Origin of the sequence: Thermopetrobacter sp. TC1 (assembly GCF_000746275.1) — a bacterium.
Lineage (GTDB): Bacteria > Pseudomonadota > Alphaproteobacteria > Rhizobiales > Aestuariivirgaceae > Thermopetrobacter.
This window is the reverse complement of the sequence record NZ_KN050828.1, coordinates 627,336-649,204: the sequence shown is the minus strand read 5'-3', so window position 1 is coordinate 649,204 and position 21,869 is coordinate 627,336. Positions and strand designations below refer to the sequence as shown.

Annotated in this window: 20 protein-coding genes, 1 tRNA gene and 1 pseudogene; 10 read left to right on the top strand and 12 right to left on the bottom strand. The window is 63.4% G+C overall.

What is annotated here, in order from left to right; genetic code table 11:
- Window positions 1-50: 50 nt before the first annotated feature.
- The 3 genes from EK16_RS06620 to EK16_RS12245 form a co-directional block, all read right to left on the bottom strand.
- Window positions 51-1,013: an acetyl-CoA carboxylase carboxyltransferase subunit alpha gene (locus tag EK16_RS06620; RefSeq protein WP_038035426.1), complete on the bottom strand. Its 963-nt coding sequence runs from the start codon at window positions 1,011-1,013 to the stop codon at window positions 51-53.
- A 213-nt stretch (window positions 1,014-1,226) separates the two neighbouring features.
- On the bottom strand, window positions 1,227-2,246 hold the full coding sequence (locus EK16_RS06615; RefSeq protein WP_081910328.1) for a site-specific tyrosine recombinase XerD: 1,020 nt from the start codon (window positions 2,244-2,246) through the stop codon (window positions 1,227-1,229).
- Window positions 2,218-2,367, bottom strand: a complete 150-nt coding sequence (locus EK16_RS12245) for a histidine kinase (protein ID WP_156098510.1) — start codon at window positions 2,365-2,367, stop codon at window positions 2,218-2,220. Before EK16_RS12245 ends, EK16_RS06615 begins: the two co-directional genes overlap by 29 nt.
- A gap of 189 nt (window positions 2,368-2,556) precedes the next feature.
- On the opposite strand from EK16_RS12245, the gene EK16_RS06610 reads away from it, so the two are divergent.
- Entirely contained in the window at window positions 2,557-3,138 is a 582-nt protein-coding gene (locus tag EK16_RS06610) for a shikimate kinase (RefSeq protein WP_038035424.1), read from the top strand.
- 103 nt (window positions 3,139-3,241) lie between these two features.
- Here EK16_RS06610 and EK16_RS06605 read toward each other — a convergent pair whose 3' ends face one another.
- Together EK16_RS06605 and EK16_RS06600 are read right to left on the bottom strand one after the other, a co-directional pair.
- Window positions 3,242-3,502: a DUF2312 domain-containing protein gene (locus EK16_RS06605; RefSeq protein WP_038035423.1), complete on the bottom strand. Its 261-nt coding sequence runs from the start codon at window positions 3,500-3,502 to the stop codon at window positions 3,242-3,244.
- 81 nt (window positions 3,503-3,583) lie between these two features.
- Window positions 3,584-4,450: an N-formylglutamate amidohydrolase gene (locus EK16_RS06600; RefSeq protein ID WP_231573627.1), complete on the bottom strand. Its 867-nt coding sequence runs from the start codon at window positions 4,448-4,450 to the stop codon at window positions 3,584-3,586.
- Between the two features lie 159 nt (window positions 4,451-4,609).
- Here EK16_RS06600 and EK16_RS06595 point away from each other — a divergent pair, with 159 nt between their 5' ends.
- The 5 genes from EK16_RS06595 (at window position 4,610) to EK16_RS06575 (ending at window position 9,947) form a co-directional block, all read left to right on the top strand.
- Complete coding sequence (locus EK16_RS06595) at window positions 4,610-5,128, top strand: DUF1036 domain-containing protein (protein WP_081910415.1); 519 nt, start codon at window positions 4,610-4,612, stop codon at window positions 5,126-5,128.
- 237 nt (window positions 5,129-5,365) lie between these two features.
- The gene (gene pyk / locus EK16_RS06590) at window positions 5,366-6,832 is read left to right on the top strand and encodes a pyruvate kinase (RefSeq protein WP_038035421.1); all 1,467 of its coding nucleotides are present in this window, start codon (window positions 5,366-5,368) and stop codon (window positions 6,830-6,832) included.
- A 205-nt stretch (window positions 6,833-7,037) separates the two neighbouring features.
- On the top strand, window positions 7,038-8,027 hold the full coding sequence (dctP, locus tag EK16_RS06585; protein WP_038035420.1) for a TRAP transporter substrate-binding protein: 990 nt from the start codon (window positions 7,038-7,040) through the stop codon (window positions 8,025-8,027).
- Between the two features lie 124 nt (window positions 8,028-8,151).
- Window positions 8,152-8,664: a TRAP transporter small permease gene (locus EK16_RS06580; protein ID WP_197059634.1), complete on the top strand. Its 513-nt coding sequence runs from the start codon at window positions 8,152-8,154 to the stop codon at window positions 8,662-8,664.
- Window positions 8,665-8,672: 8 nt separating this feature from the next.
- Window positions 8,673-9,947, top strand: coding sequence for a TRAP transporter large permease (locus EK16_RS06575; protein ID WP_038035419.1), 1,275 nt, complete (start codon window positions 8,673-8,675; stop codon window positions 9,945-9,947).
- A 99-nt stretch (window positions 9,948-10,046) separates the two neighbouring features.
- Here the strand turns inward: EK16_RS06575 and EK16_RS06570 are convergent, their stop codons facing one another.
- The 3 genes from EK16_RS06570 to lipB all read right to left on the bottom strand — a co-directional run bounded on the left by EK16_RS06570 (window position 10,047) and on the right by lipB (window position 12,459).
- A complete protein-coding gene (locus EK16_RS06570) occupies window positions 10,047-10,727 on the bottom strand; it encodes a 2,3-bisphosphoglycerate-dependent phosphoglycerate mutase (protein ID WP_051929024.1) in 681 nt (226 codons plus the stop codon).
- Window positions 10,728-10,744: 17 nt separating this feature from the next.
- Window positions 10,745-11,551 carry a 4-hydroxy-tetrahydrodipicolinate reductase gene (gene dapB, locus EK16_RS06565; RefSeq protein ID WP_038036169.1) on the bottom strand — a complete coding sequence of 269 codons (807 nt, stop codon included), beginning with the start codon at window positions 11,549-11,551 and terminating at the stop codon, window positions 10,745-10,747.
- 155 nt (window positions 11,552-11,706) lie between these two features.
- On the bottom strand, window positions 11,707-12,459 hold the full coding sequence (gene lipB, locus EK16_RS06560) for a lipoyl(octanoyl) transferase LipB (protein WP_081910414.1): 753 nt from the start codon (window positions 12,457-12,459) through the stop codon (window positions 11,707-11,709).
- A gap of 106 nt (window positions 12,460-12,565) precedes the next feature.
- Here lipB and EK16_RS06555 point away from each other — a divergent pair.
- Window positions 12,566-12,652 (top strand) — tRNA-Leu (locus EK16_RS06555).
- Between the two features lie 15 nt (window positions 12,653-12,667).
- On the opposite strand, the gene EK16_RS06550 is transcribed toward EK16_RS06555, so the two are convergent.
- Window positions 12,668-12,877, bottom strand: coding sequence for a hypothetical protein (locus tag EK16_RS06550; protein WP_156098509.1), 210 nt, complete (start codon window positions 12,875-12,877; stop codon window positions 12,668-12,670).
- A gap of 53 nt (window positions 12,878-12,930) precedes the next feature.
- Between EK16_RS06550 and mgtE the strand changes: the two genes are divergently transcribed.
- Window positions 12,931-14,325: a magnesium transporter gene (gene mgtE, locus EK16_RS06545; protein ID WP_038035417.1), complete on the top strand. Its 1,395-nt coding sequence runs from the start codon at window positions 12,931-12,933 to the stop codon at window positions 14,323-14,325.
- A gap of 31 nt (window positions 14,326-14,356) precedes the next feature.
- On the opposite strand, the gene EK16_RS06540 is transcribed toward mgtE, so the two are convergent.
- From EK16_RS06540 to EK16_RS06530, 3 genes are all read right to left on the bottom strand, one after another.
- Window positions 14,357-14,875: an RNA pyrophosphohydrolase gene (locus EK16_RS06540; RefSeq protein ID WP_038035416.1), complete on the bottom strand. Its 519-nt coding sequence runs from the start codon at window positions 14,873-14,875 to the stop codon at window positions 14,357-14,359.
- A 139-nt stretch (window positions 14,876-15,014) separates the two neighbouring features.
- Window positions 15,015-16,277, bottom strand: a complete 1,263-nt coding sequence (locus EK16_RS11505; RefSeq protein WP_051929023.1) for a divergent polysaccharide deacetylase family protein — start codon at window positions 16,275-16,277, stop codon at window positions 15,015-15,017.
- A gap of 66 nt (window positions 16,278-16,343) precedes the next feature.
- Complete coding sequence (locus EK16_RS06530) at window positions 16,344-18,524, bottom strand: primosomal protein N' (RefSeq protein ID WP_038035415.1); 2,181 nt, start codon at window positions 18,522-18,524, stop codon at window positions 16,344-16,346.
- A gap of 40 nt (window positions 18,525-18,564) precedes the next feature.
- Here EK16_RS06530 and EK16_RS06525 point away from each other — a divergent pair, with 40 nt between their 5' ends.
- Entirely contained in the window at window positions 18,565-19,605 is a 1,041-nt protein-coding gene (locus EK16_RS06525; RefSeq protein WP_081910326.1) for a tyrosine recombinase XerC, read from the top strand.
- Window positions 19,606-19,696: 91 nt separating this feature from the next.
- Window positions 19,697-21,460, top strand: a pseudogene (locus tag EK16_RS06520) (adenosylcobalamin-dependent ribonucleoside-diphosphate reductase); the annotation flags it as partial.
- Between the last annotated feature and the right edge of the window lie 409 nt (window positions 21,461-21,869).

The window sequence follows — 21,869 nt, the reverse complement described above, 5'->3', positions numbered from 1 at the left end:
GTTGTTGCCCTGATGCGATGCGCCAGATCTGGCCCGATTGCTTTCCGTCGTCATCCCAGATTCCGCCCTATGGAGAGAAAACGCTCCCGGCGCAGACGGCGGATTTCATCCGGTGACTTGTCCATGAGCGGCTCAAGCGCCCGGGCAATCGCCTCGCCCGCCGCCTTGATCGTCTCCTGTGGCGCCCTGTGCGCACCGCCCACCGGCTCCGGCACGATCTCGTCGATCACGCCGAATTCCTTCAGATCCTGCGCCGTCAGCCGCAGCGCCTTGGCGGCATCGGGTGCCTTGGCCGAATCCCGCCACAGGATCGAGGCCGCTCCCTCCGGCGAGATCACTGAATAGATCGCGTGTTCGAGCATGAGCACACGGTTGGCGGTCGCAATGGCGATGGCGCCGCCCGAGCCACCCTCGCCGATGATAAGCGCCACATTCGGCACCCCCAGCGTCAGGCATCGCTCCGTGGAGCGCGCGATGGCCTCGGCCTGTCCGCGTTCCTCCGCGCCCACGCCCGGATAGGCGCCCGCAGTATCCACGAAGCTGATCACCGGCAGGTTGAAACGCTCGGCCATGTCCATCAGCCGCACAGCCTTTCTGTAGCCTTCCGGCCGCGCCATGCCGAAATTGTGCTTCTGGCGGGAGGCGAGGTCATGCCCCTTCTCCTGTCCGATCACCATCACCGGCTCGCCGCGAAACCGGCCCGGCCCGCCGATGATGGCATGATCCTCGGCAAATTTCCGGTCGCCGGCCAGCGGCGTGAAATCCGTGATCAGCTCCCGGATATAGTCCAGCGTGTGCGGCCGCTCCGGATGCCGGGCAACCTGCGTTTTCTGCCAGGGATCGAGATTGGCGTAGAGATCGGCCAGCGCCTTTTCCACTTTCTCTTCCAGGCGGCCGATGTCTTCATCAAGCGAGACGGTATCCTCCTCGCCCTCGGCGGCGAGAGACTTCAGCTCCGCAATCTTGCCTTCCAGCTCCGCGATGCGCGTTTCGAAATCGAGATAGGTTTTCATGACGTATTCCTGCGGAAGACATGCCGTGCATGACCAAGGACGACACAGGGCATGTCTCCGTTGCCCCCTGGATGTGACGGAATCGGGGCGGAAGAAAAGCAAAGGGCTTTTCCGTCCGGCCCGGCCGCCCGTTTCTGACCGTTCCGCAAACCGGCCAGAAAGTGGCCGCCGCACCCCGTTCTGTCAACCGCAAATCCCATGAAAGCGCATGCCTCACCCGCGCCGCGCCAGCGGGTGATGAGTCTCCACTGTGCGGCGCAGGGTTTCCCCCTGCACATGGGTATAGATTTGCGTCGTGGCGATATCGGCATGGCCCAGCATGAGCTGCACCGCACGCAGATCCGCCCCGCCTTCCAGAAGATGCGTGGCGAAGGCATGCCTGAGCACATGGGGCGATATGCGGCGGGCATCCAGACCGGCCCGCTTAGCCAGCCGCTTCAGCTCGCCGGCGAACTGCTGCCGGGTCAGATGACCGCTGGCGCCGCGGGACGGAAAGAGAAAATTCTCCGCATTCAGCGGCACGCCGCCTCTTTGTCGCACAAGCAGCGCCTTCCATTCCTTCACAAGCGCCATCACCGCCGGCGCCACGGGCACGATACGCTCCTTGCCGCCCTTGCCGCGCACCCGCAGGAAACCGTCCTGCTCATGCACCTGCCCGGCCTTCAGCCCCACCAGTTCCGAAACACGAAGCCCGCTGGCATAGATCAGGGCCAGAAGCGTGTGCATCCGCCGTGTGCGCAGCCGCGCCGCCTTCGTGCCCGACTGCTCGGCCACCGCCATCTCGGCCTGCGCCTGTTCAAGCAGCCGCACCACCTCCTGCCTGGAAAGCGTCTTTGGCAGATTGCGTCGCACACGCCCGCTTTCCACCGCCTCCGCCGGATTGTGAGAAAGCAACCCCTCGCCATAGAGAAAGGCATGAAACTGCCGCACGGCAGAAAGCCGCCGCGCCTGCGTGGCGGGTGAAAATCCGGCATCGGCCAGCCCTTCGTGCCAGGCCTGGATATCGCCCCGTTCCACTGCTTCAAGCGCCATGCCGCGCGAGGCCAGATATCCCAGATAGTCCTCAAGATCACGGCGATATGCGGCCAGGGTGTTCTCCGCCGCGTTGCGCTCTGCGCTCAGCATGTCGAGAAAGCGCTCAAGCCACGCCGCCGCCCGCCTGCTGTCAGCGGCGCCTTTTGATGGTGCCGTGGTCTTCCGGCTTTCAGCGTTCCGTGTTCTCGAAGCGGTCATGGGGCAGATCCCGCACCACGTTCTGGGGCTTGGGCGGAAAACTGGATAGCGCCCAGCCCGCCGCGTAGACGAGTCCAGCAAGCACGAGCAGCGTTAACAGAAAGCGAAGACTGTCCGGCATGGCCTTTTTCCCCGTTTGCTGGCCGTGTTGAAGGAAACGGACAAAACGCGCGTTTTCATGCCTTTTGACCGATACGCCCCGGCGCGCTAGAAGGGCCGCACATGAACGCCGCAACAATCCGGCGGCGAACGAGAACCATCACGACCGGCACTGAACAAACGGGTTGAACCTCAAGGGATCCTGGCGCGCATGGGTGCGAAGAGCATAAGGAATTGCATCGAGCGCATCAATGCCCGCCTGGGCGATCGCTCCATTGTGCTCGTTGGCCTCATGGGCGCCGGCAAGACCACCGTCGGCCGCCGCCTGGCCAAGCGCCTGGGTATTCCCTTTGTCGATGCCGACATGGAAATCGAGCGTGCCGCCGGCAAAACCATTCAGGAAATCTTCGAGGAGGATGGCGAGGCCTTTTTCCGCGCCGGCGAGGAGCGGGTCATCGCCCGCCTGTTGAAGAACGGCCCGCAGGTGCTCGCCACCGGCGGCGGCGCCTGGATGAGCGAAAAAACGCGCCAGCGCGTGCGCGAAACCGGCATTTCCGTCTGGCTGCGCGCCGATCTCGACATTCTCATGGAACGGGTCTCGCGCCGCCCCGGCCGGCCCTTGCTGAAGGCGCCGGATCCGCGCCGCGTCATGCAGGAGCTCATGGAAAAGCGCTATCCCGTTTACGCCGAGGCCGACATCACCGTGGAAAGCCGCAACGTGCCGCACAAGGTTATCGTCAACGACATCATCCGCGCCCTCTGCGCCCACCTCGCACGGGAAGGCGATTCATGAGCGCCACCTGCACGCCTTTTGCAACGCTCAACCGTTTCAGGCAAAAACAGTCTTTGCATCAGCAGCAATCTCAATCGCAGGAACGCAGGCTTCACCCGCCGTTTCAGGCCTCCGGCTCCGGCGCCATGCCAAGGGCGTGCAGATAGGTGGCGAGCAGGGCCTCTTCCTCTTCGCGTTCGTGCGGATCTTTCTTGCGCAGGCTGATGACCTTGCGCAGGATCTTGGTATCGAAGCCCATGGCCTTGGCCTCGGCATAGACTTCCTTGATGTCCTCCGCGATCGCCTTTTTCTCTTCCTCGAGGCGCTCGATGCGTTCAACGATGCTGCGCAGCTGTTCCTGAGCGAACGAAGGCGTTGTGTTCATGGCGTTTTCTCAATCCCCCATTCCGGAGCCTGTTTGAGAGTGTCCCTCCGCGCGCGGAAATTGCGAATCGCCGCGCGCAGTTCAGCCCGTGTTTGCGTCGGGCTCACCTATGCCGTCAAGAGCTTCGCGCACGGCCCTGGCAAGCCGCCGTGCCCAAAGGCGCTGCCCTTCTTCGCCGGTCACCAGATCCTGCCTGAGCTCGATGAGCACATGCGGCAGCCTGCGGGAAAAGCCATGCCGGTCCATGGTATCGCCCGCCAGACCGCCGCGATAGGGTTCGTTGTCGCCAATGAGCAGATCGGGATTTTGCCTGATCAAGGCATCCCGCACCGCCTGCGAGAAACCGGGATCGCGCGGATCATAGAGGACCGCCGCATGCCACGGCCGCGGCACGCCCCGCCAGACCGGCGTGAACGAATGCACCGAGACCAGTGCCGGCCGCGTTCCGGCGGCGAGAAAGGCGTCGATCGTCTGCGCGATGGCCTTGTCATAGGGGCGATAGAATCGTTCAAGCCGCCTTTGCCGTTCTGCGGCATCAAGATGCGCATTGCCGGGAATCACCGATCCGTCCGAGATGCGCATGATCAGGGTCGGATCATCCTCGCCCCGGTTGGGATCGATGAGCAGGCGGGAGAAACGCGACAGCACCGCCGGCGCCGAAAGCGCCTCCGCCAGCAGGCGGGCCACGCCGGCCGCGCCGATATCCCAGGCGATGTGCCGCATCAATTCGCTCGGCGGCAGACCCAGGTCGGCATATTCGGGGGGAATGGCATTGCTGGCGTGATCACAGATCACGATCACCCCCGAATCAATCCGGCCCGGCAGGCGCTCATGGCTTTCCGCCTCGATTCCCGGCAAAACGGCACCATTGCCGGACCGCGCCGGCCCGGACGCCATGCCGTTGCCGGATGTGAAGCCATCGGTTTCTGTGAAGGATATCCGCTCCATGCGCCGTTACATGATCCAGAACACCGACCGGTTCAAGAGGGCCGCATGTCATCAGACGGCCATTTTCCCGCCGCATTCGCATAGGATTTGACGGGCTGCTCCCCGGCGGTCTAGAACACCTTCACGCACGTGAGTGCCATGGCGTCAACGAAAATGAACATGTCCCATCCCGCAGCAGCGCCCGCAAAAGGCATGAAGGCTTTGCGCAACGTTTCCCTCTTTGCCTGCGTATTTCTGGGCATTGCAATGGGCCTTTCCGCATCGGCCCGTGCGGATCTCAAGCTCTGTAACAAGACGAACAGCACCGTTGGCGTGGCGCTCGGCTACAAGGATTCCAAGGGCTGGGCCTCGGAAGGCTGGTGGAACATTCCGCCGCGGGAATGCAAGACCTTGCTGGAGGGCCCCCTGATCGCCCGTTACTATTACATTTTCGCCGTGGATTACGATAAGGGCGGCACCTGGGGCGGCAAGGCCACGCTCTGCACCCGCGACAAGATTTTCACCATCCGCGGCCGCAAGCATTGCGAGGCACGCGGTTTCAGAACCACCGGCTTTTTCGAGGTGGATACGGGCGAGGAGACGGACTGGACCGTCACCCTGTCCGACGAGCCGGGCACGGCATCACCCGGCAGCAACACCTCCGCCAGTCCGGGCAAGACCCGCCCGCGCAAGAAATGAGCCCTTAAGGGGACGGATCCGGGCACCGGCTAATGGTGATCATCCCGTGATCGGGATGGCAGGGCAGGCATGCAGGCCTATTCGGCGTGAGGGGCAATGCCCAGACGAAGCCTTGCGCATCATGCGCGTTCATGATGATCGGGCCGGACCTTTTATGAGCGGATCCGGAACCATGAGCGCAACGCGCACACCAAGACGGGGAAGGAAGAAAACATCGGGGACTGTAAGAGGGGAGCCGTGAGACGGGAACGCAATGTCAAGATCCTGGCCACACTGGGGCCGTCGTCCAGCACCGAGGCCATGGTGGAAACGCTCTTTCTGGCCGGAGCGGATGCCTTTCGCATCAACATGAGCCACTCCACCCACGAGATGCTGCGGGAATATCATGCCATCATCCGCCGCATCGAGGCCCGTTACAATCGCCCCATTGGCATCCTCGTGGATCTGCAGGGCCCCAAGCTGCGCATCGGGGAATTCGCCAACGAGCCTGTGCTCCTGAAACCCGAACAGGAATTCGTCCTCGATGACGATCCCACGCCTGGCGATGAACATCGCGTCTATCTGCCGCATCCGGAAATCTTCACCGCCGTGCGTCCCGGCGATCAGCTCCTGCTCAATGACGGGCTCATCCGTCTCGCCGTGAAAAGCGTCGAGCCCGGCCGCATCGTCACCCGCGTCATCTACGGCGGCGAGCTTTCCTCCCGCAAGGGTGTGAACCTGCCCGATACCGTGGTGCCTCTCTCGGCCATGACCGAGAAGGACAAGGCCGATCTTGATGCCGCCTGTGAGCTGGGGGTGGACTGGATCGCCCTGTCCTTCGTGCAGCGGCCGGATGATGTTGCCGCCGCCCGCAAGCGCATCCGCGGCCGCGCCGGTGTTCTGGCCAAGATCGAAAAGCCTTCCGCCTTGCGCTGCCTGCGCGAGATCATCGAACTCTCCGATGCTCTCATGGTCGCCCGTGGCGATCTCGGCGTGGAGCTGCCGCTGGAATCCGTCCCCGGCTGGCAGAAGCGCATCACCCGCGCCGCCCGCAAGGCCGGCAAGCCCGTGGTCATCGCCACCCAGATGCTCGAATCGATGATCGAAAATCCCTCGCCCACCCGGGCGGAGGTCTCGGACGTGGCCACCGCCGTCTTCGAAGGCGCCGATGCCGTGATGCTCAGTGCCGAATCCGCCGCCGGCAAATGGCCGGAGGAGGCGGTGCTCACCATGGATCGCATCGCCCAGAACGTGGAAAGCGATCCCAATTATCGCACCATCATCTCCGGCCAGCTGGAGACCCGTCCTGAGCCCACCACCGCCGATGCCATCTCCGCCGCCGCCCGCACCATCGCCGAAACCCTGCGCGTGGCCTGCATCGTCAGCTACACCTCTTCCGGCTCCACGGGCTTGCGCATTTCTCGCGAGCGGCCGGCCGTGCCCATCATTGCCTTGTCTCCCCGGGTGGAAACGGCCCGTCGCCTCTCCATTGCCTGGGGGCTGCATTGCGTGCTCACCGATGACCCCCGCGATCTCGATGACATGGTGGATCGCGCCTGCAGCATTGCCTACCGCGAGGAATTCGCCCAGATTGGTGATCGCGTCCTCATCACCTGCGGCGTGCCCCTGGGCACCCCCGGCGCCACCAACATGCTGCGCATCGCCGACGTAACCCCCGCCATGGCCCGTGAGATCACCGAGGAAACCGAGCCCCGCCTTCTCTGACACAAAGAAGCGAAGACCTTTTCATCCCCGGCCATGGTCTTTTCCGCCCCGATGGATGGAGTCCATCCTTCCATGGATCCGGGCCATCTGCGCCGAAAGTGGCAAGGATGGTTGACCTTTGCCCCGTATCCGTCCTTTAATCCCGCAAGGGGGCACATGAGGGAAGACGCACAACGGACGGGTCAGGTCCGGGGAGGAGAAACTCATGATCAGACGCACCATGCTGGGATTGCTGGCCGCCGCTGCCATTGCCGGTCAGGCGGTGATGGCGCAGGCCGAGACGGTTCTGCGCGTGACCCTGCAGCTGCCCATCAAGCACCACCTCGGGCAGAACATGCTCGATTTCAAGAAGGAGGTGGAGGCCAAGACCAACGGCGAGATCAAGATCGAGATCTACCCCTCCGCCCAGCTCTACAAGGACAAGGAGGTGCCGCAGGCGGTCTCCTCCGGCGCCATCGAGATGGGCATCGCCTCACTCACGCGTTTCGCCGGCACCATCCCGGCCGTGGACATCTTCTATGTCCCCTTCATGTTCGACAGCCAGGAGAAGGTGAAAAAGGCCACAGCGCCCGAGTCTCCCATCCGCAAGGCGCTGGATGAGGCCATTCTGAACACGGGCGCGCGTGTTCTGTGGTGGCAGGCTTTCGGTCAGGCCATCGTGCTGTCCAAGAAGAAGCCCATCCGCCTGCCCGAGGACATGAAGGGCTTAAAGGTCCGCGTCTTTGGCAAGACCATCGGCGAGACGGTCAAGGTTCTTGGCGGCTCGCCCGTGCTCATGAGCGGCTCTAAGCAGTTTCTCGCCTATCAGCGCGGTGCGGTGGACGCCGGCATGACCGGCATCACGGCGGTGAAATCACGCAAGCTCTATGAGGTGATGGACTATCTCCCCCTCCCCCGCCATGCCGACATCGAGTTCATCGTCATCATCAACGAGAAGGTCTGGCAGGGGCTCAAGCCTGAACACCGCAAGATCATCATGACCGCGGCGCGCCGGGTGGAAAAGGAGCTGCGCGACAAGATGAACGCCATCGAGAACCAGGCGCTGGAAGACATCCGCCCGAAGATCAAGGTCATCGACTTAACCGAGGAAGAGCGTGACAAGTGGCGCAAGGCCACCCGCCCGGTTGTCGATGCCTACATCAAGAACGCCGGCGAGCTGGGCCGCAAGCTCGTGGACATGGCAGGCAAGCTGTGATCGGCGCTTCCGGCGTGATCGCGTTCTCTGTGTGAATGATCCTGCTGCGGGGCGCCGGGGAAGGCGAAAGTCTCATCGGCGCCCCGCGCACTCTCCTGGCGGCGTTCATGAAAGGAAATCCGGCATGAGGATGCTGTCCCGGATAGATCGCATCAGCGCCCTTGCTGCGCGTCTGGCGGCGTGGATGTTCTTTGCCATCGGCCTGATGGTCACCTGGGAGGTGATCACCCGCAAGGTCTTCAACAGCCCCACTATCTGGGTGGATGAAGTGGCCCGTTTCACCCAGGTCTGGGCCGTCTATCTCGCCGCCGCTCATGTTCTCAAGCGCCGCGAGCTCATTCTGGTGGAGATCATTCCCGTTGAAGGCCGCCCGACCCGCCGCCGCCTGCTGGAAAGCCTCACCTTTGTCATCGTCGCCGTCTTCTCCGCCGTCAGCGTCTGGTACGGCACCGCCATCGTCATCGAATCCATCCAGCTCGGACGCCACACCTCCACCATGCTCGCCGTGCCCAAGTGGATGACGGAAAGCGCCATTCCCATCGGTTTCGGCCTGCTCTTCCTGCAGGCCGTCACGGAGCTTGTGAAACTCTGGCTGCCGGGCGCCAGCCCGCAGCAAGACGGTGCACGTTCAGGATAGGGCCGCCCATGACCACCCTGCTCATCCTTCTCGCCCTGTTCGTGCTGCTTATCTTGCGCGTGCCCGTGGCCTTCACGCTGGGCGGGCTTGGCCTCGTCCTGCTCATTTTCGGCGGCTTTTCGCCCGTCATGGTGCCGCAGGCGCTGTTTTCCTCCATGGACAGCTTCATCCTGCTTGCGGTGCCGCTGTTTCTGCTGATGAGCAACATTCTGCTGCGTGGCGGCATCGGCTCCGATCTCTTTTCCGCCGTGCAGAGCTGGGTGGGGCACTGGCCTGGCGGGCTGGGGGTGGCCACCATCATCTCCTGCGCCATTTTTGCCGCCATTTCCGGCTCTTCCGTGGCCACCGCCGCCACCATCGGCACCGTGGCCATTCAGGAGATGACCAAACGCGGTTATGAGCGCTCCTTCGTTCTCGGGCTGCTGGCGGCGGGCGGCACGCTGGGCATTCTCATTCCGCCGTCAATCCCGATGATTCTCTATGGCGTGATCACCGAGGAAAGCATCGTGCAGCTCTTCCTCGCCGGTATTGGCCCCGGCCTGTTCCTGGCGGCGCTCTTCATTGTTTATGCCATGATTCACGCGCGCTTCTCGCCCACCTACCGCCCCGTGCCCAGGGCGACCTGGCAGGAGCGCAAGACAGCGACATTGAAAGCCCTGCCCACGGTGTTGCTTGCCGCCATCGTCATTGGCGGCATCTACGCCGGCTGGTTCACACCCTCGGAAAGCGCCGGCATCGGCTTTTTCGTCTCCCTGATCATCGTTTTCGCCATGCGCCGCATGACATGGGAGAAACTGCGCGAGGCGGTGGAAGCCTCCATGAAAACCACCGTCACCATCTTCCTCATCGTTGCCGGCGCCAAGCTTTTCGGCAAGGCCATCACCCTCTACCGCCTGCCGCAGGAAATCTCGCTCTGGATCGCCGGTCACATATCCGAGCCGGCCCTGTTCGTGCTCATGGTCGGCCTGGTGCTCCTTGTCATGGGCTTCGTTCTCGAATCCCTCTCCATGCTGCTGATCATGGCCCCGGTGCTCTATCCCTCGCTGGAGCACATGATGATCGACCCCATCTGGTTCGGCATCTTCTTCGTGGTCATGATCGAACCCGCCCTCATCCCCCCGCCGGTGGGGCTCAATCTCTTCGTCATTCAGGCGGTTGCCCGCTCATCGCTGTGGGAGGTGGTGCGCGGCGTCTGGCCCTTCATTCTCATTCTGCTCGGCACGGCCGCGCTGCTCTGGTTCTGGCCGCAGCTCGCCCTGTTCATTCCCTTCCGCCTCATGTGAAGGCGCAAAAAACCCGCCGCTTGCACAAGGCAAGCGGCCACGGCCCAGCCCTGAAGACAAATTGATTCTGAACGCCCTTTTTGGGCGGGGGAGAAAAGCTCAGGCCCCGGCGCTGCCCTTGCCGTCGGGGATGGAGGTGGTCCAGCCCTCTCCGTGATCCTCCGCACCGAGAATTTCCTTCTTCACGATGCGGCCATTCTCATCGAAGTGATAGACGATGGGCACACCCGTTGCCAGTTCAAGCTTCAGCACCTGTTCCGGTGTCAGCTTCTCCAGCCACATGATGATGGCGCGCAGGGAATTGCCATGCGCCGAGACCAGAACATCCTCACCCGCCAGAACCTTGGGCAGGATGTGTTCGCGGAAATAGGGCAGGGCCCGTTCTGCAGTATCCTTCAGGCTCTCACCCCCGGGCGGGCGCACGTCATAGGAGCGCCGCCAGATGTGCACCTGCTCGTTGCCCCATTTGCGGCGCGCCTCATCCTTGTTCATGCCGACGAGATCGCCATAGTCCCGCTCGTTGATCGCCTTGTCGCGGGTTACGGGAATGTCCGTCTGTCCGAGGTCTTCAAGAATGATGTCGAGCGTGTGCTGAGCGCGCTTGAGATCAGAGGTGAAGGCCTCATCAAAATGCATGCCCTTCTCTTTGAGCAGGCGCGCCGCCTTGTGTGCCTCGGCGATGCCCTCCTCGGTCAGGTCCACATCGGCCCAGCCCGTGAAGAGGTTCTTCTTGTTCCATTCGCTCTGTCCGTGACGGACGAGCACCAAGGTCCGTGACATCGTCCCCTACTTCCCCCCTACAGATCGTTGAGGCCCAGCACATCGGCCATGGAATAGAGCCCCGGTGCCTTCTCTGCCGCCCACAGGGCCGCACGCACTGCCCCGCGGGCGAAGATCTCGCGGGACTGCGCCCTGTGTTCCAGGCGGATTGTCTCATCAGGCCCGGCGAAGATCACCGTGTGCTCGCCCACCACTGAACCGCCGCGCAACGTGGCAAAGCCGATCGCCCCTTCCGGCCGCGGCCCGGTGTGGCCTTCGCGGCAGTAGATGGCATTGTCGTCCAGCGGAATTCCCCGGCCCTCCGCCGCCGCCCGGCCCAGCATGAGCGCTGTTCCCGAAGGAGCATCCACTTTGTGGCGATGATGCATCTCCACGATTTCGATATCGAATTCCACCCCCAAGGTGGCCGCCACCTTGCGCGTCAGCGCCACCAGCAGATTAACACCCAGGCTCATGTTGCCGGCCTTGACAATGCGCGCATGCCGTGCTGCCGCCTCGATGGCCTTTTCCTGATCGGCGGAAAGGCCCGTGGTGCCGATGACATCGATGATGCGAGCCTGCGCGGCCAGCTCGGCCAGATAGACGGTGGTCTCCGGCGTGGTGAAATCAATGACGCCATCCACGCGGGAAAGCAGCGCAAGCGGATCATCACTCACAGAAACGCCCACCGGCCCGACACCGGCCAGCTCACCCATGTCACGCCCCACCGCCGGCGAACCCTTGGCCTCCAGTCCGCCGGCCAGCTCCACGCCCTCGGTTTCCAGCACGACGCGGGTGATGGCGCGTCCCATGCGCCCTGCTGCTCCTGCCACGGCCAGCTTCAAGGTGCTCATCCGCTCCCGCCTCCAGATGGCTAGAAAATGACCGGAAGATGCTTAAACCGCCCGGTTGCGGGTGATAGCAGGCAAGCGTGCGCCTGAAAAGCCGAAAGTTGTTCAAAAAATCCTCTCATGCCCCCAAACGGAGGGTACAAGCCGCGTCACACCCCGTCCACACGCACATCCGGCAACGCTCCCGCACCGGACACAAGAGGCCCGAACAAGGCCGAAAACGCCTGTATGAGCGCCGCATCCACCGCGGCCATCGAAACATCAAGGCCCAGTGCCTTCAAGGAGGTCACGCCATGATCGCGGATGCCACAGGGCACGATCCCCTTAAAGTGGGAAAGATCCGGCGCCACGTTCAGCGCCACGCCATGCCAGCTCACCCAGTGTGAGACCCGAACACCGATGGCCGCAATCTTTTCCTCGCACGCGTCATCGCCCGCCTCTCGTCTCACCCAGACACCAACGCGATCCTCCCGCCGTTCTCCGTGAACGCCCAAGTGCGCCAGGGTATCGATGATCCATTGCTCAAGCCCGGCGATGAACAGCCGCACATCCCGCCCGCGGCGGTTCAAGTCCAGCATGACGTAGGCCACCCGCTGTCCGGGACCATGATAGGTGTACTGCCCGCCGCGCCCCGTGCGGTAAACGGGGAATCGCCCCGGATCAAGAAGGTCTTCCTTGCGCGCGCTGGTGCCGGCGGTATACAGCGGCGGATGTTCCAGAAACCACACCTGCTCCGGCGCCTCACCCGCCCGGATCGCCGCAACGGTCTTGCGCATGGCCGCAAGCGTTCGCTCATAGTCTGAAAGGCTGGGCAGATGATGCAGAATCACGGGCTCTTCACGACGCAGTCGTGTCAGGGCCCTGGTGAGAAAATCCCGTCGTTTCTCAGGCGTATCATGCATGACGGCGCTTCCCGCCCGGTTTCTTGTAACACCGGGCCTGTCTTGATTTTCGATGCCAATCTTGATAAACACCAGCGCGCCGCCTACATCAATCGGCGGCAAAAGTGCGGCCGTGGCGGAATTGGTAGACGCGCAGCGTTGAGGTCGCTGTGGGGTAAAACCCGTGGAAGTTCGAGTCTTCTCGGCCGCACCATTCATTAGGCACTTTTCACGGCAGTTCCTTTCGTGATTGCATGACGGTTGCCTGATCGTCCGGGTCCTGAAGGACCATTTCGACATCACCGAGACGGAAGCCAGGCCGGGACAGCGCGTCATCGCTGTCCTTTTTTGTCGCTTCCGTCCCTTCCGCCACCATTCCGGGCTTGCCTGCAGCCCCCGGAGGCGACCACACTGGCGATGGCGAATCGTCGCCGATCACCTTGAACACCCTGCAACCGATACGATTCGAACCGACATTCAGGGCGGCGCTTCATGACCGGCAGCGAGACACTGCATATTCCACCCGTGCGCGACGAGGACGGCGCGATTTCCGCGGAGTTCCTCGAGGCGGTGGAACATGCCATCGATATTGGCGACATCCATGAGCTGAAGCGCCTGGTTCACGATCTGCACGAAGCCGATCTTGCCGACGTCATTGAGCTTCTGCCGCCCAAGCAGCGCATTCGCCTCATCGACATGCTCGACCGCGCCTTCAACGTCGAGGCGCTGACCGAGCTGGAGGAAGGCGTGCGCGATGAGCTCGTTGAGGCGCTGCCCATTCGCGTCATCGCCCGTGCCGTACGCAAGCTGGATACGGATGATGCCGCCTGGCTGCTCGCCGATCTCGACGAGAAGGAAAAACGCGAGATCCTTTCCCGCGTGCCAAAGCCGGAGCGGGTCGTTGTCGAGCGCGCCCTCGAATACGGCGAGGACACCGCCGGGCGCTACATGCAGACCGACTTCGTCGCCGTCCCCGAGCACTGGACGGTGGGCGAAGTGATCGACTATCTGCGCACGGAAGAGGACCTGCCCGACGAATTCTTCGAGATCTACGTTGTTGACCCGCGGTTTCACGTCCTCGGCACGGTGACCACCGCGCGCCTTTTGCGCACGCCGCGCGAAACGCCCATCACCAAGATCATGGAGGAGCCGGACGCCATTTTCCGCGTCACCGACGACATCGAGGACGTCGCCCGCCAGTTCGAGCACTACAATCTCGTTTCCGCGCCCGTCGTCGATGAATCCGGACGTCTGGTCGGCTCGCTCTACATCGACGACATCGTGGACGTCATCGAGGAAGAGGCCGAGGAAGACATGCTCTCCCTCGCCGGTGTGCGCGATGAGGAAATCACCAGCTCCGTCTGGGAAACCACACGCTCGCGTTTCGTATGGCTGCTGGTCAACCTGGGCACGGCGGTTCTGGCTTCCTGGGTAATTTCCTGGTTTGACGCCACCATTCAGCAGATGGTGGCGCTGGCCGTGCTCATGCCCATCGTCGCCTCCATGGGCGGCAACGCCGGCACGCAGACCATGACCGTCGCCGTGCGCGCCCTGGCCACGCGGGAACTGGGCCGCGCCAACATGTGGCGCGTCATCGGCCGCGAACTCGCCGTCGGTCTGCTCAACGGCCTTCTGTTCGCCATCATCATGGGCGTTTTTGCCTGGTGGTGGTTCGGCATGGACGACCTTGGCCTTATCATCGCCGCCGCCATGGTGGTGAACATGATCTCGGCCGCCCTGGCCGGCATTCTCATCCCCATCGTGCTGGACCGGCTGGGCATCGACCCGGCGGTGGCCTCATCGATCTTCGTCACCACCGTAACCGATGTCGTGGGTTTCTTCGCCTTCCTCGGCCTTGCCGCCTGGTGGCTGGGATTGGGCGGATGAGACGTCTGGCCACGTGATTCACGGGCAACCTTCAGGATTTGAATTCTCCGGCACGGATGCGCTCCGGCACATCCCGGAAGGCCTCCACCACCTGTTCATACACCCCGCGCTTGAAAGGCACGATGAGCTCCGGCAGCTCTTGCAGAGGCGCCCAGCGCCAGGCGTCGAATTCCGGCGGATGCCCGTGTCCGGAAATGTCGATCTCCTCCTCCGGCCCATCAAGAAGAGCGGCGTACCATTTCTGCTTCTGCCCGCGATAGCGCCCGCCCCAGGCCTTGCCGATCAGATGCTCGGGCAGGTCGTAGGTATACCAGTCCGGCGCCTCCGCAATGATGCGGGCGCTTTTCACGCCGGTTTCCTCCGCCAGCTCCCTGAGAGCGGCCGTCCGCGGATCCTCGCCCTCATCGATACCGCCCTGCGGCATCTGCCACCACAGTCCCTTGCCCTCGTCATTGGGTTTATCGGCCCGCCGCCCGATCCAGACGAGCCCTTCCGGATTGAACAGTGCCACGCCTACGCAAGGACGATAGGGCAGGTCCCTTCCGCTCATGAGCGATCCCCGATCCGTTCTTGATGGTTCCGGAAAAAAGGTTCTGCCCCGTCGTCTAGCGAATGCCCGCCCGCAAATGAAGCGGTTTTGCTCAGCCAGTTCCATGATTTTCAAGGCAGGCACCTTGAAGGAGGGGCACTCACCGCCCCTTCAGCCGATAGAGGGCAGAAAGCGGCACAAGAAGGATCTCGCCCTTTGCGATCCGCTGATCATTCCAGATATCCACCGCTTCCAGGGTTTCCTTGAAGGCCGAACCGATGCCGATGGCATGTCCGCGCATCTGCGCCAGTGCCTCCAGCTGCGCCAGCGCCGCACGAATGGCGCCTTCGGAGCGCTCCATATCAATGCGCAGATCCGCCCTTAATGCCGGAACACCCAGGCGCCGCGCCAGATCGAGACTTTTCGAGCGCTCCGTGATGCCGTCATCGAGAAAAACAAGCCCGCGCCGCTTCAGCTCCCGCAAGACCGGCTGCAACGCGCTCTCCGAGGCCAGAAACTTTTGCCCCGTATAATTGACCACGCCGATGTAACCGCCCGCCTTTCCCATGAGTCGCTTGAGCTTGCCCAGGGTATCGGCCACGCTCGCCGAGACCAGTAGTGTCTGCGGCCCCGGATTCACTGCCGGATATCCCCAGGGCTCCATCGGCACCTGCAGCATCACCTCATGCCCGGCCCGCCGCGCGCGGTTGATGTCCCTCTGCAGGGCGGACGCCAGCGACGCGAAGGCCAGGGTCACCTCCTCCGGCAAAACGCGGATGGCCTCATCCGTCCGTTTCGGATTGAGGCCCAGCCCGCCAATGACAAGCGCAATCTTGGGCTTTTTCGAATGCAACACCGAAGCCGGCACCGGCCGCGCATAGGCCCGCCAGGGCTTGCGTCCCTTGTGTATGCGCGGCAGCAGGCCAAACGCCGTGCGCTCAATGAGCTCCCGCTGTGGTGCCGGCGGCAGGGAGACCCGCCCATGCCGCACACCGCCCAGTGCCGCCACCTTGCGCCGCCCTTCACCGCCAGCCGCCCGTTCATCCGGTCTGGAGGGCAGGCTTTCCGCATCGATACCCACGCCGGGATCATCCGGAACCAATTCGAATTCCGAGCCACTCCCGTTGCCTGAGCGCTCGATGGTGATGATGCGCGCGCCATCCTTGCGCACACGTGTGCGCGTGGTCACCGCGCCGGGATCGGCCTGATCGGTGCTGCCCGTTTGCAGGGGATCGACCCGTTCGACCTTCGCCCGCGCCAGGGTCAGGCTCTCATCCGCAGGCGGCATCAACCACCCCCACGCCACGAAACCGCACACCAGCCCCACCGCGGCGACCCAGGCCGCCTGCGCCGGTGTCGGCCGTTTTGACAGCCAGCGTTTCAGCCGCCCTTGCGGCTTCAGTGGCTTGCGAAGCTCGTCCATGGTTCGTCCCTGCCCCCGGATGGCGGATTGACGATCGGGTGATTCGTCGCCGGCATTATAGCCGCTTCACAGGAAATGGTAGGGATCGATGTCTACCTCCAGTTTTATCGATCCGGGAACGCGCACATCCTTCAGCCACGCCCTAAGAAAGGCTTGCAGATGCACCTTGCGCGAAGCCTTCACCAGAAAGCGCTGACGGTGCCGGCCACGCACCATGGCGATTGGCGCCGGCGCCGGCCCCAGAACCAGAACCTCTGCCGCCCGCGGAATGCGTCTGGCGAGATCATGACATAAGGCATGCAGCGCCTCTTCATTGCGCGAAGAGAGAATCAGGGCGGCAAGCTGCCCGTAAGGCGGCATGCCCGCCTGTTCGCGCATGCGCTTTTCCAGCGCGATGAAGCCATCCCTGTCCCCTTTCACCAGGGCCTGCATCAGAGGATTGTCGGCCATCCATGTCTGCACCAGCGCCCGTCCCGGCCGTTCCGCACGCCCGGCCCGTCCCGCCACCTGTGCCAGAAGCTGCCAGGTGCGTTCGCCCGCACGCGGATCCACCGTTTCCAGCGCCAGATCGGCATCGACAATGCCCGCCAGCGTCAGTCGCGGAAAATGATGCCCCTTGGCCACAAGCTGAGTGCCGACGATGATGTCATATTCCCCCCGGGCAATGGCCTGGATCATGCGTTTCAGCCGCGCGCCGCGCAAAAGATCGGAGGACAGAACCGCAATACGCCTGCCCGGCCAGCGTTCCGCCGCCTCCTCCGCCAGACGTTCCACGCCCGGGCCCACCGGCGCCAGTTTGCCGGCAACGCCACAGGCGGGGCACGCTTCGGGCATCGGGCTTTCATGTCCGCAGTGATGGCATAAAAGCACGTTGCGGAAGCGATGATGCACAAGCCACGCCGTGCAATGCGGGCATTGCAGGCGATGGCCGCAGGCCCGGCACAAGGTCAGCGGCGCATAGCCGCGCCGGTTGAGAAACAGCAATGCCTGTTCGCTGCGATCGAGCGTCTCGCTCACCGCCTCCACCAGCGGCGGCGCCAGCCAGCGCCCCGACTCTGGCGGTGTCTCGCGCAAATCGACGAGCTGCATCTCCGGCAGGTACGCCCCGCCATGGCGTTTTTTCAGGGTCACGTGGCCATAACGCCCCCTGTCCACATTGACGAGGCTTTCCAATGAGGGCGTCGCCGAGGACAGAATCACCGGGAATTCACCCAGCGCCCCCAGCACCACCGCCATGTCCCGACCATGATAGGGCACGCCCGAATCCTGCTTGTAGGCCGTCTCGTGTTCCTCATCGACAACGATCAGGCCCAGATTGCGCCAGGGCAGAAACAGGCCCGAACGCGCCGCCACCACGATGCGGGCCCTGCCCTCCGCCACCGCCCGGAACACCCGTGATCGCGCCGCCGGCGTCATGTCGGAATGCCATTCCGCCGGCTCGGCGGAAAATCGCTGTGCCACCCGTTTCAGAAAGGTGCCGGTCAAGGCGATTTCCGGCAGCAGGAGCAACACCTGTTTGCCCTTCGCAAGCGCGGCGGCCATGGCCTCGAAATAGACCTCCGTCTTGCCCGAACCGGTGACGCCATCAAGCAGGGTTACGGAAAAGCCGCCTTCCGCCACCCGCGCCCTGAGCACGCTGGCCGCCGCCTCCTGCTCCGCATTCAAAGCAAGCCCGGAAGGCCGCGCCGCTTCCGGCTCTTCAAAGGGCGCATCCTTCGGCAGCGGCAGGGGCAGAAGAACGCCCGCATCGATCAGACCGCGCACAACTCCCGGCGAAACCCCGGCCAGACGTGCGATTTCCGCCGCCGTCAGCGGTGGTGAATCCGCCACCAGCCTTAAAACCCGCGCCCGCTGCGGCGTGATGCGCATCCCTTCCGGCACATCCTCCGCCAGCCGCCAGGTCAGTCGCTCCCTCCGGCCAAGAAGCGCATCGCGCGCACCCATGCACAGCCGCAACACCAGACCGCGTTCCACCAGATAGTAATCGGCCACCCACTCCACGAACCGGCGCTGCACCGCGCCCATGGGCGGCATGTCCAATCGCTCGCTTATGGATTTCAGCGGCCGCTCAGGAACGGCAAATCGTGTGCGCCACACCACACCGGTCTCGATGCGCGCGCCCAGCGGCACCCGCACCCAGTCCCCCGCTTTCAGGGAATCTTCACCCTCGGCCAGGTAACTGTAGGGATGATCGATCTTCAGCGGCAGAAGCACATCAACGATATGCCGCGGCGAATCCTCGTTCATGCTCGCGAGATTGCGACCTGTTTAAGGCATTGTCCAGCCCATGACCCGCAAGGCCTCACAATCCCGCCCGAAGGCCACCGCTGAAGAGGCGGTGACACCCGCTCTTACGCGCTTCGGTTTCGCATCCGACGTCGCCGAAGCCCTCTCCGCCTTCCTCGACCATCTCGCCCGCGCCCGTCATGCCAGCCCACGCACGCTTGAGGCCTATGCCCGGGATTTCGCCACCTTCGGCATGTTCCTGATGGATCATTTCGGCCACCCGGCGGACTTGGACGCGCTGCAGGCCCTCACCCCCGCCGATCTGCGCGGCTATCTCGCCCGCCGCCGGAAAGAGGGAGATTCGCCGCGCACGCTCGCCCGCCGGCTTTCGGCCCTGCGCAGTTTCATGCGCTGGCTGGAACGGGAACGCGACATCGCCGTGCCTGCCCTGTCCGTCATCCGTGGGCCCAGGCGCGATCCCGTCCTGCCTCATGCCATGCCGGAGCGCGACGTGCGCCGGCTGATCGAGACCGCCCTGCAAACCGAGGAACACCGCCCCGCCTGGGTAACGGCGCGTGATACCGCGCTGCTTCTGCTGATGTGGGGCTGTGGCCTGCGCATTTCCGAAGCCCTTTCCATCACGCGCGCGCAGGCCGAGGCCCTGGCCGCGAACCGGGAAGACATGGTGCGCATCATCGGCAAGGGCGGCAAGGAGCACCTCGTTCCCGTGATCGCGCCGGTGCGGCGCGCTATCGCCGATTATCTTGCGCGCCTGCCTTATGACGTGCCTGAACACGAGCCGGTCTTCCGCGGTATCAAGGGCGGCGTGCTCTCTCCGCGCCTGATCCAGAAACTGATGCAAAGGCTGCGCGGTGCGCTCGCCCTGCCGGAAACCGCCACGCCCCATGCCCTGCGCCATTCCTTCGCCACCCATCTGCTCGCCTCCGGCGCCGATTTGCGCACCATTCAGGAGCTGCTTGGCCACGCCAGCCTCTCCACCACCCAGATCTACACCCACGTTGATACCCGTGGCCTTCTGGAACAATACGCCCAGGCGCATCCCCTGGCCGTGAGCACGGATGCAGAGAACGACGCGTTATGAGACCTGCGCCATTCACAGAACCGGCAAGGCATGCGAAAATGATGATATGAAAGCGCAATCGCTCACCTGCACGGATGTGCCGCTGCCTGACATGCCGCCGATCTCTCGCGAGATCTGGCAGATCAAGTATCGCTACGTGCATCCGGAAAACCCGGCCGCCTCCGATCGCGACGTGCGGGATACCTGGCGGCGGGTGGCGCGCGCGGCCGCTTCTCTCGAGCCGCGCAATCAGGAGGCCTGGGAAGCGCAATATTGCCGCATTCTCTCAGACTTCCGCTTCCTGCCCGGCGGCCGCATCCTCGCCGGCGCCGCCACCCACAGGCAGGTCACCCTTTTCAATTGCTTCGTGATGGGCACCATCGACGATTCCATCGCCGGAATTTTCGATGTGCTCAAGGAATCGGCGCTCACGCTTCAGGCCGGCGGGGGCATCGGTGTTGATTTCTCGCCCATCCGCCCGCGGGGTGCCCGCGTGAAAAGCATCGGGGCGGAGGCTTCCGGGCCTGTCAGTTTCATGGAGGTGTGGGACGCCATGTGCCACACCATCATGTCCGCCGGTCATCGTCGCGGCGCCATGATGGGCACGCTCGCCTGCGATCATCCGGACATCGAGGCCTTCATCACCGCCAAGGCCGAGCCCGGCCGCCTGACCAACTTCAATCTCTCCGTCCTCGTCACCGATGCGTTCATGCGGGCCATTGAAAACGACGAGGACTGGCCCCTGCGCTTCGGCGATACGGTCTGGCGCACCGTGCGCGCTCGCGATCTCTGGGATCTCCTGATGCGCTCCACCTATGATCATGCCGAGCCCGGCGTGATCTTCATCGACCGCATCAACGAGAAGAACAATCTCGCTTATCTCGAGGAGATCCGTGCCACAAACCCTTGTGGCGAACAGCCCCTGCCGCCCTATGGCGCCTGCCTTCTTGGTTCGGTCAACCTGGTGAAATTCATCCGCGAGCCCTTCACCCCCCAGGCCCGGCTGGACGAAGAGGCCCTGAAAGAAACGGTGCGCATCGCCGTGCGCCTGCTCGATGCCACCATCGAACTGTCCTACTACCCGCTGCCGCAACAGCGCGCCGAGGCCATGGCCAAGCGCCGCATCGGCCTGGGGCTGACCGGGCTTGCCGACGCCCTCGCCATGATCGGCCTGCGTTATGGTAGCGATGAAGCCGCCCGCATGGCCGAAACCTGGATGGCCCTGATCGAACGGACCGCCTATCTGGCCAGCATTGAGCTTGCGAAGGAGAAGGGCGCCTTTCCCGTTTTCGATGCCGATGCCTATCTCTGCTCCGGCCATGTTTCCGAGCTGGATGCCGACATCCGCACCCACATCCGCGAACACGGGATTCGCCACGCCCTGCTCACCTCCATCGCCCCCACCGGCACCATTTCGCTGCTTGCCGGCAATGTCTCAAGCGGCATCGAACCCATTTTCGCCTATGATTATGAGCGCCGCATCCGCCAGCCCGACGGATCGGTGCGCACCGAGACGGTCACCGACTGGGCCGTGGCCCTCTGGCGCCAGCTGAAAGGCGAGGATGCGCCTTTGCCTGAAAGCTTCGTGACCGTGCAGGATCTGACCTGGCATGATCACCTGCGCATGCAGGCAGCGGTGCAGCGTCATGTCGATTCAGCTATTTCCAAAACGGTGAATCTGCCGGAAGACATCCCCTTTAAGGAATTTCGCGACGTGTACATGCAAGCCTGGAAACTGGGCCTGAAAGGCTGCACCACCTATCGCCCCAACCCCGTCACCGGCTCGGTTCTGGTCTTCCCCGGACAGAACAAACCCTCCTTGAGCATGCACGAAGCCAAAAAAGAAGCTTCATCCTCCACGAAAGAGGCACAAGGCGAAAAGGCTCAGGGAGAAGTCTGCCCGCGTTGTGGCATGCCCACCATCCAGCACGCCGAGGGCTGCGTGCGCTGTCTCTCCTGCGATTCCTCCGGCTGCGCTTGAAGAGCTCATGCTTCACGCCGCGCTCGATGGGCATCCTATCCAAAACCCTTAAGAATTCACGAAAAAGGTGCGGATGTTTCGCCTTGAAACGTTGCGATTGCATCACAATTGCCAAAAATTTGCGCGATCTCGCCAAACCCCTTCTTGCGTCAACATTTCGGCAAGGATACCTTCGCCAAGGTGTATGGGAGCGGAAACCTTTCCAGCTTTCCGCTTTCGCAAAACGGGGGCCGGCATGCCACCGCCCCGCATGAACGCCAGGGACGGCCACGCCCAGAAGGCCTGAAAGGAAAGTCCGTTTCCG

Coding starts and splice junctions, on each gene's coding strand:
- mgtE (WP_038035417.1), top strand. CDS start 12,931: ATGACCGGCAGCGAGACACTGCATATTCCACCCGTGCGCGACGAGGAC.
- EK16_RS06610 (WP_038035424.1), top strand. CDS start 2,557: ATGGGTGCGAAGAGCATAAGGAATTGCATCGAGCGCATCAATGCCCGC.
- EK16_RS06570 (WP_051929024.1), bottom strand. CDS start 10,727: ATGTCACGGACCTTGGTGCTCGTCCGTCACGGACAGAGCGAATGGAAC.
- EK16_RS12245 (WP_156098510.1), bottom strand. CDS start 2,367: ATGCCGGACAGTCTTCGCTTTCTGTTAACGCTGCTCGTGCTTGCTGGA.
- EK16_RS06600 (WP_231573627.1), bottom strand. CDS start 4,450: ATGGAGCGGATATCCTTCACAGAAACCGATGGCTTCACATCCGGCAAC.
- EK16_RS06605 (WP_038035423.1), bottom strand. CDS start 3,502: ATGAACACAACGCCTTCGTTCGCTCAGGAACAGCTGCGCAGCATCGTT.
- EK16_RS11505 (WP_051929023.1), bottom strand. CDS start 16,277: ATGGACGAGCTTCGCAAGCCACTGAAGCCGCAAGGGCGGCTGAAACGC.
- EK16_RS06580 (WP_197059634.1), top strand. CDS start 8,152: ATGAGGATGCTGTCCCGGATAGATCGCATCAGCGCCCTTGCTGCGCGT.
- EK16_RS06525 (WP_081910326.1), top strand. CDS start 18,565: ATGACCCGCAAGGCCTCACAATCCCGCCCGAAGGCCACCGCTGAAGAG.
- EK16_RS06620 (WP_038035426.1), bottom strand. CDS start 1,013: ATGAAAACCTATCTCGATTTCGAAACGCGCATCGCGGAGCTGGAAGGC.
- EK16_RS06530 (WP_038035415.1), bottom strand. CDS start 18,524: ATGAACGAGGATTCGCCGCGGCATATCGTTGATGTGCTTCTGCCGCTG.
- EK16_RS06595 (WP_081910415.1), top strand. CDS start 4,610: ATGTCCCATCCCGCAGCAGCGCCCGCAAAAGGCATGAAGGCTTTGCGC.
- EK16_RS06575 (WP_038035419.1), top strand. CDS start 8,673: ATGACCACCCTGCTCATCCTTCTCGCCCTGTTCGTGCTGCTTATCTTG.
- EK16_RS06540 (WP_038035416.1), bottom strand. CDS start 14,875: ATGAGCGGAAGGGACCTGCCCTATCGTCCTTGCGTAGGCGTGGCACTG.
- EK16_RS06615 (WP_081910328.1), bottom strand. CDS start 2,246: ATGACCGCTTCGAGAACACGGAACGCTGAAAGCCGGAAGACCACGGCA.
- dctP (WP_038035420.1), top strand. CDS start 7,038: ATGATCAGACGCACCATGCTGGGATTGCTGGCCGCCGCTGCCATTGCC.
- lipB (WP_081910414.1), bottom strand. CDS start 12,459: ATGCATGATACGCCTGAGAAACGACGGGATTTTCTCACCAGGGCCCTG.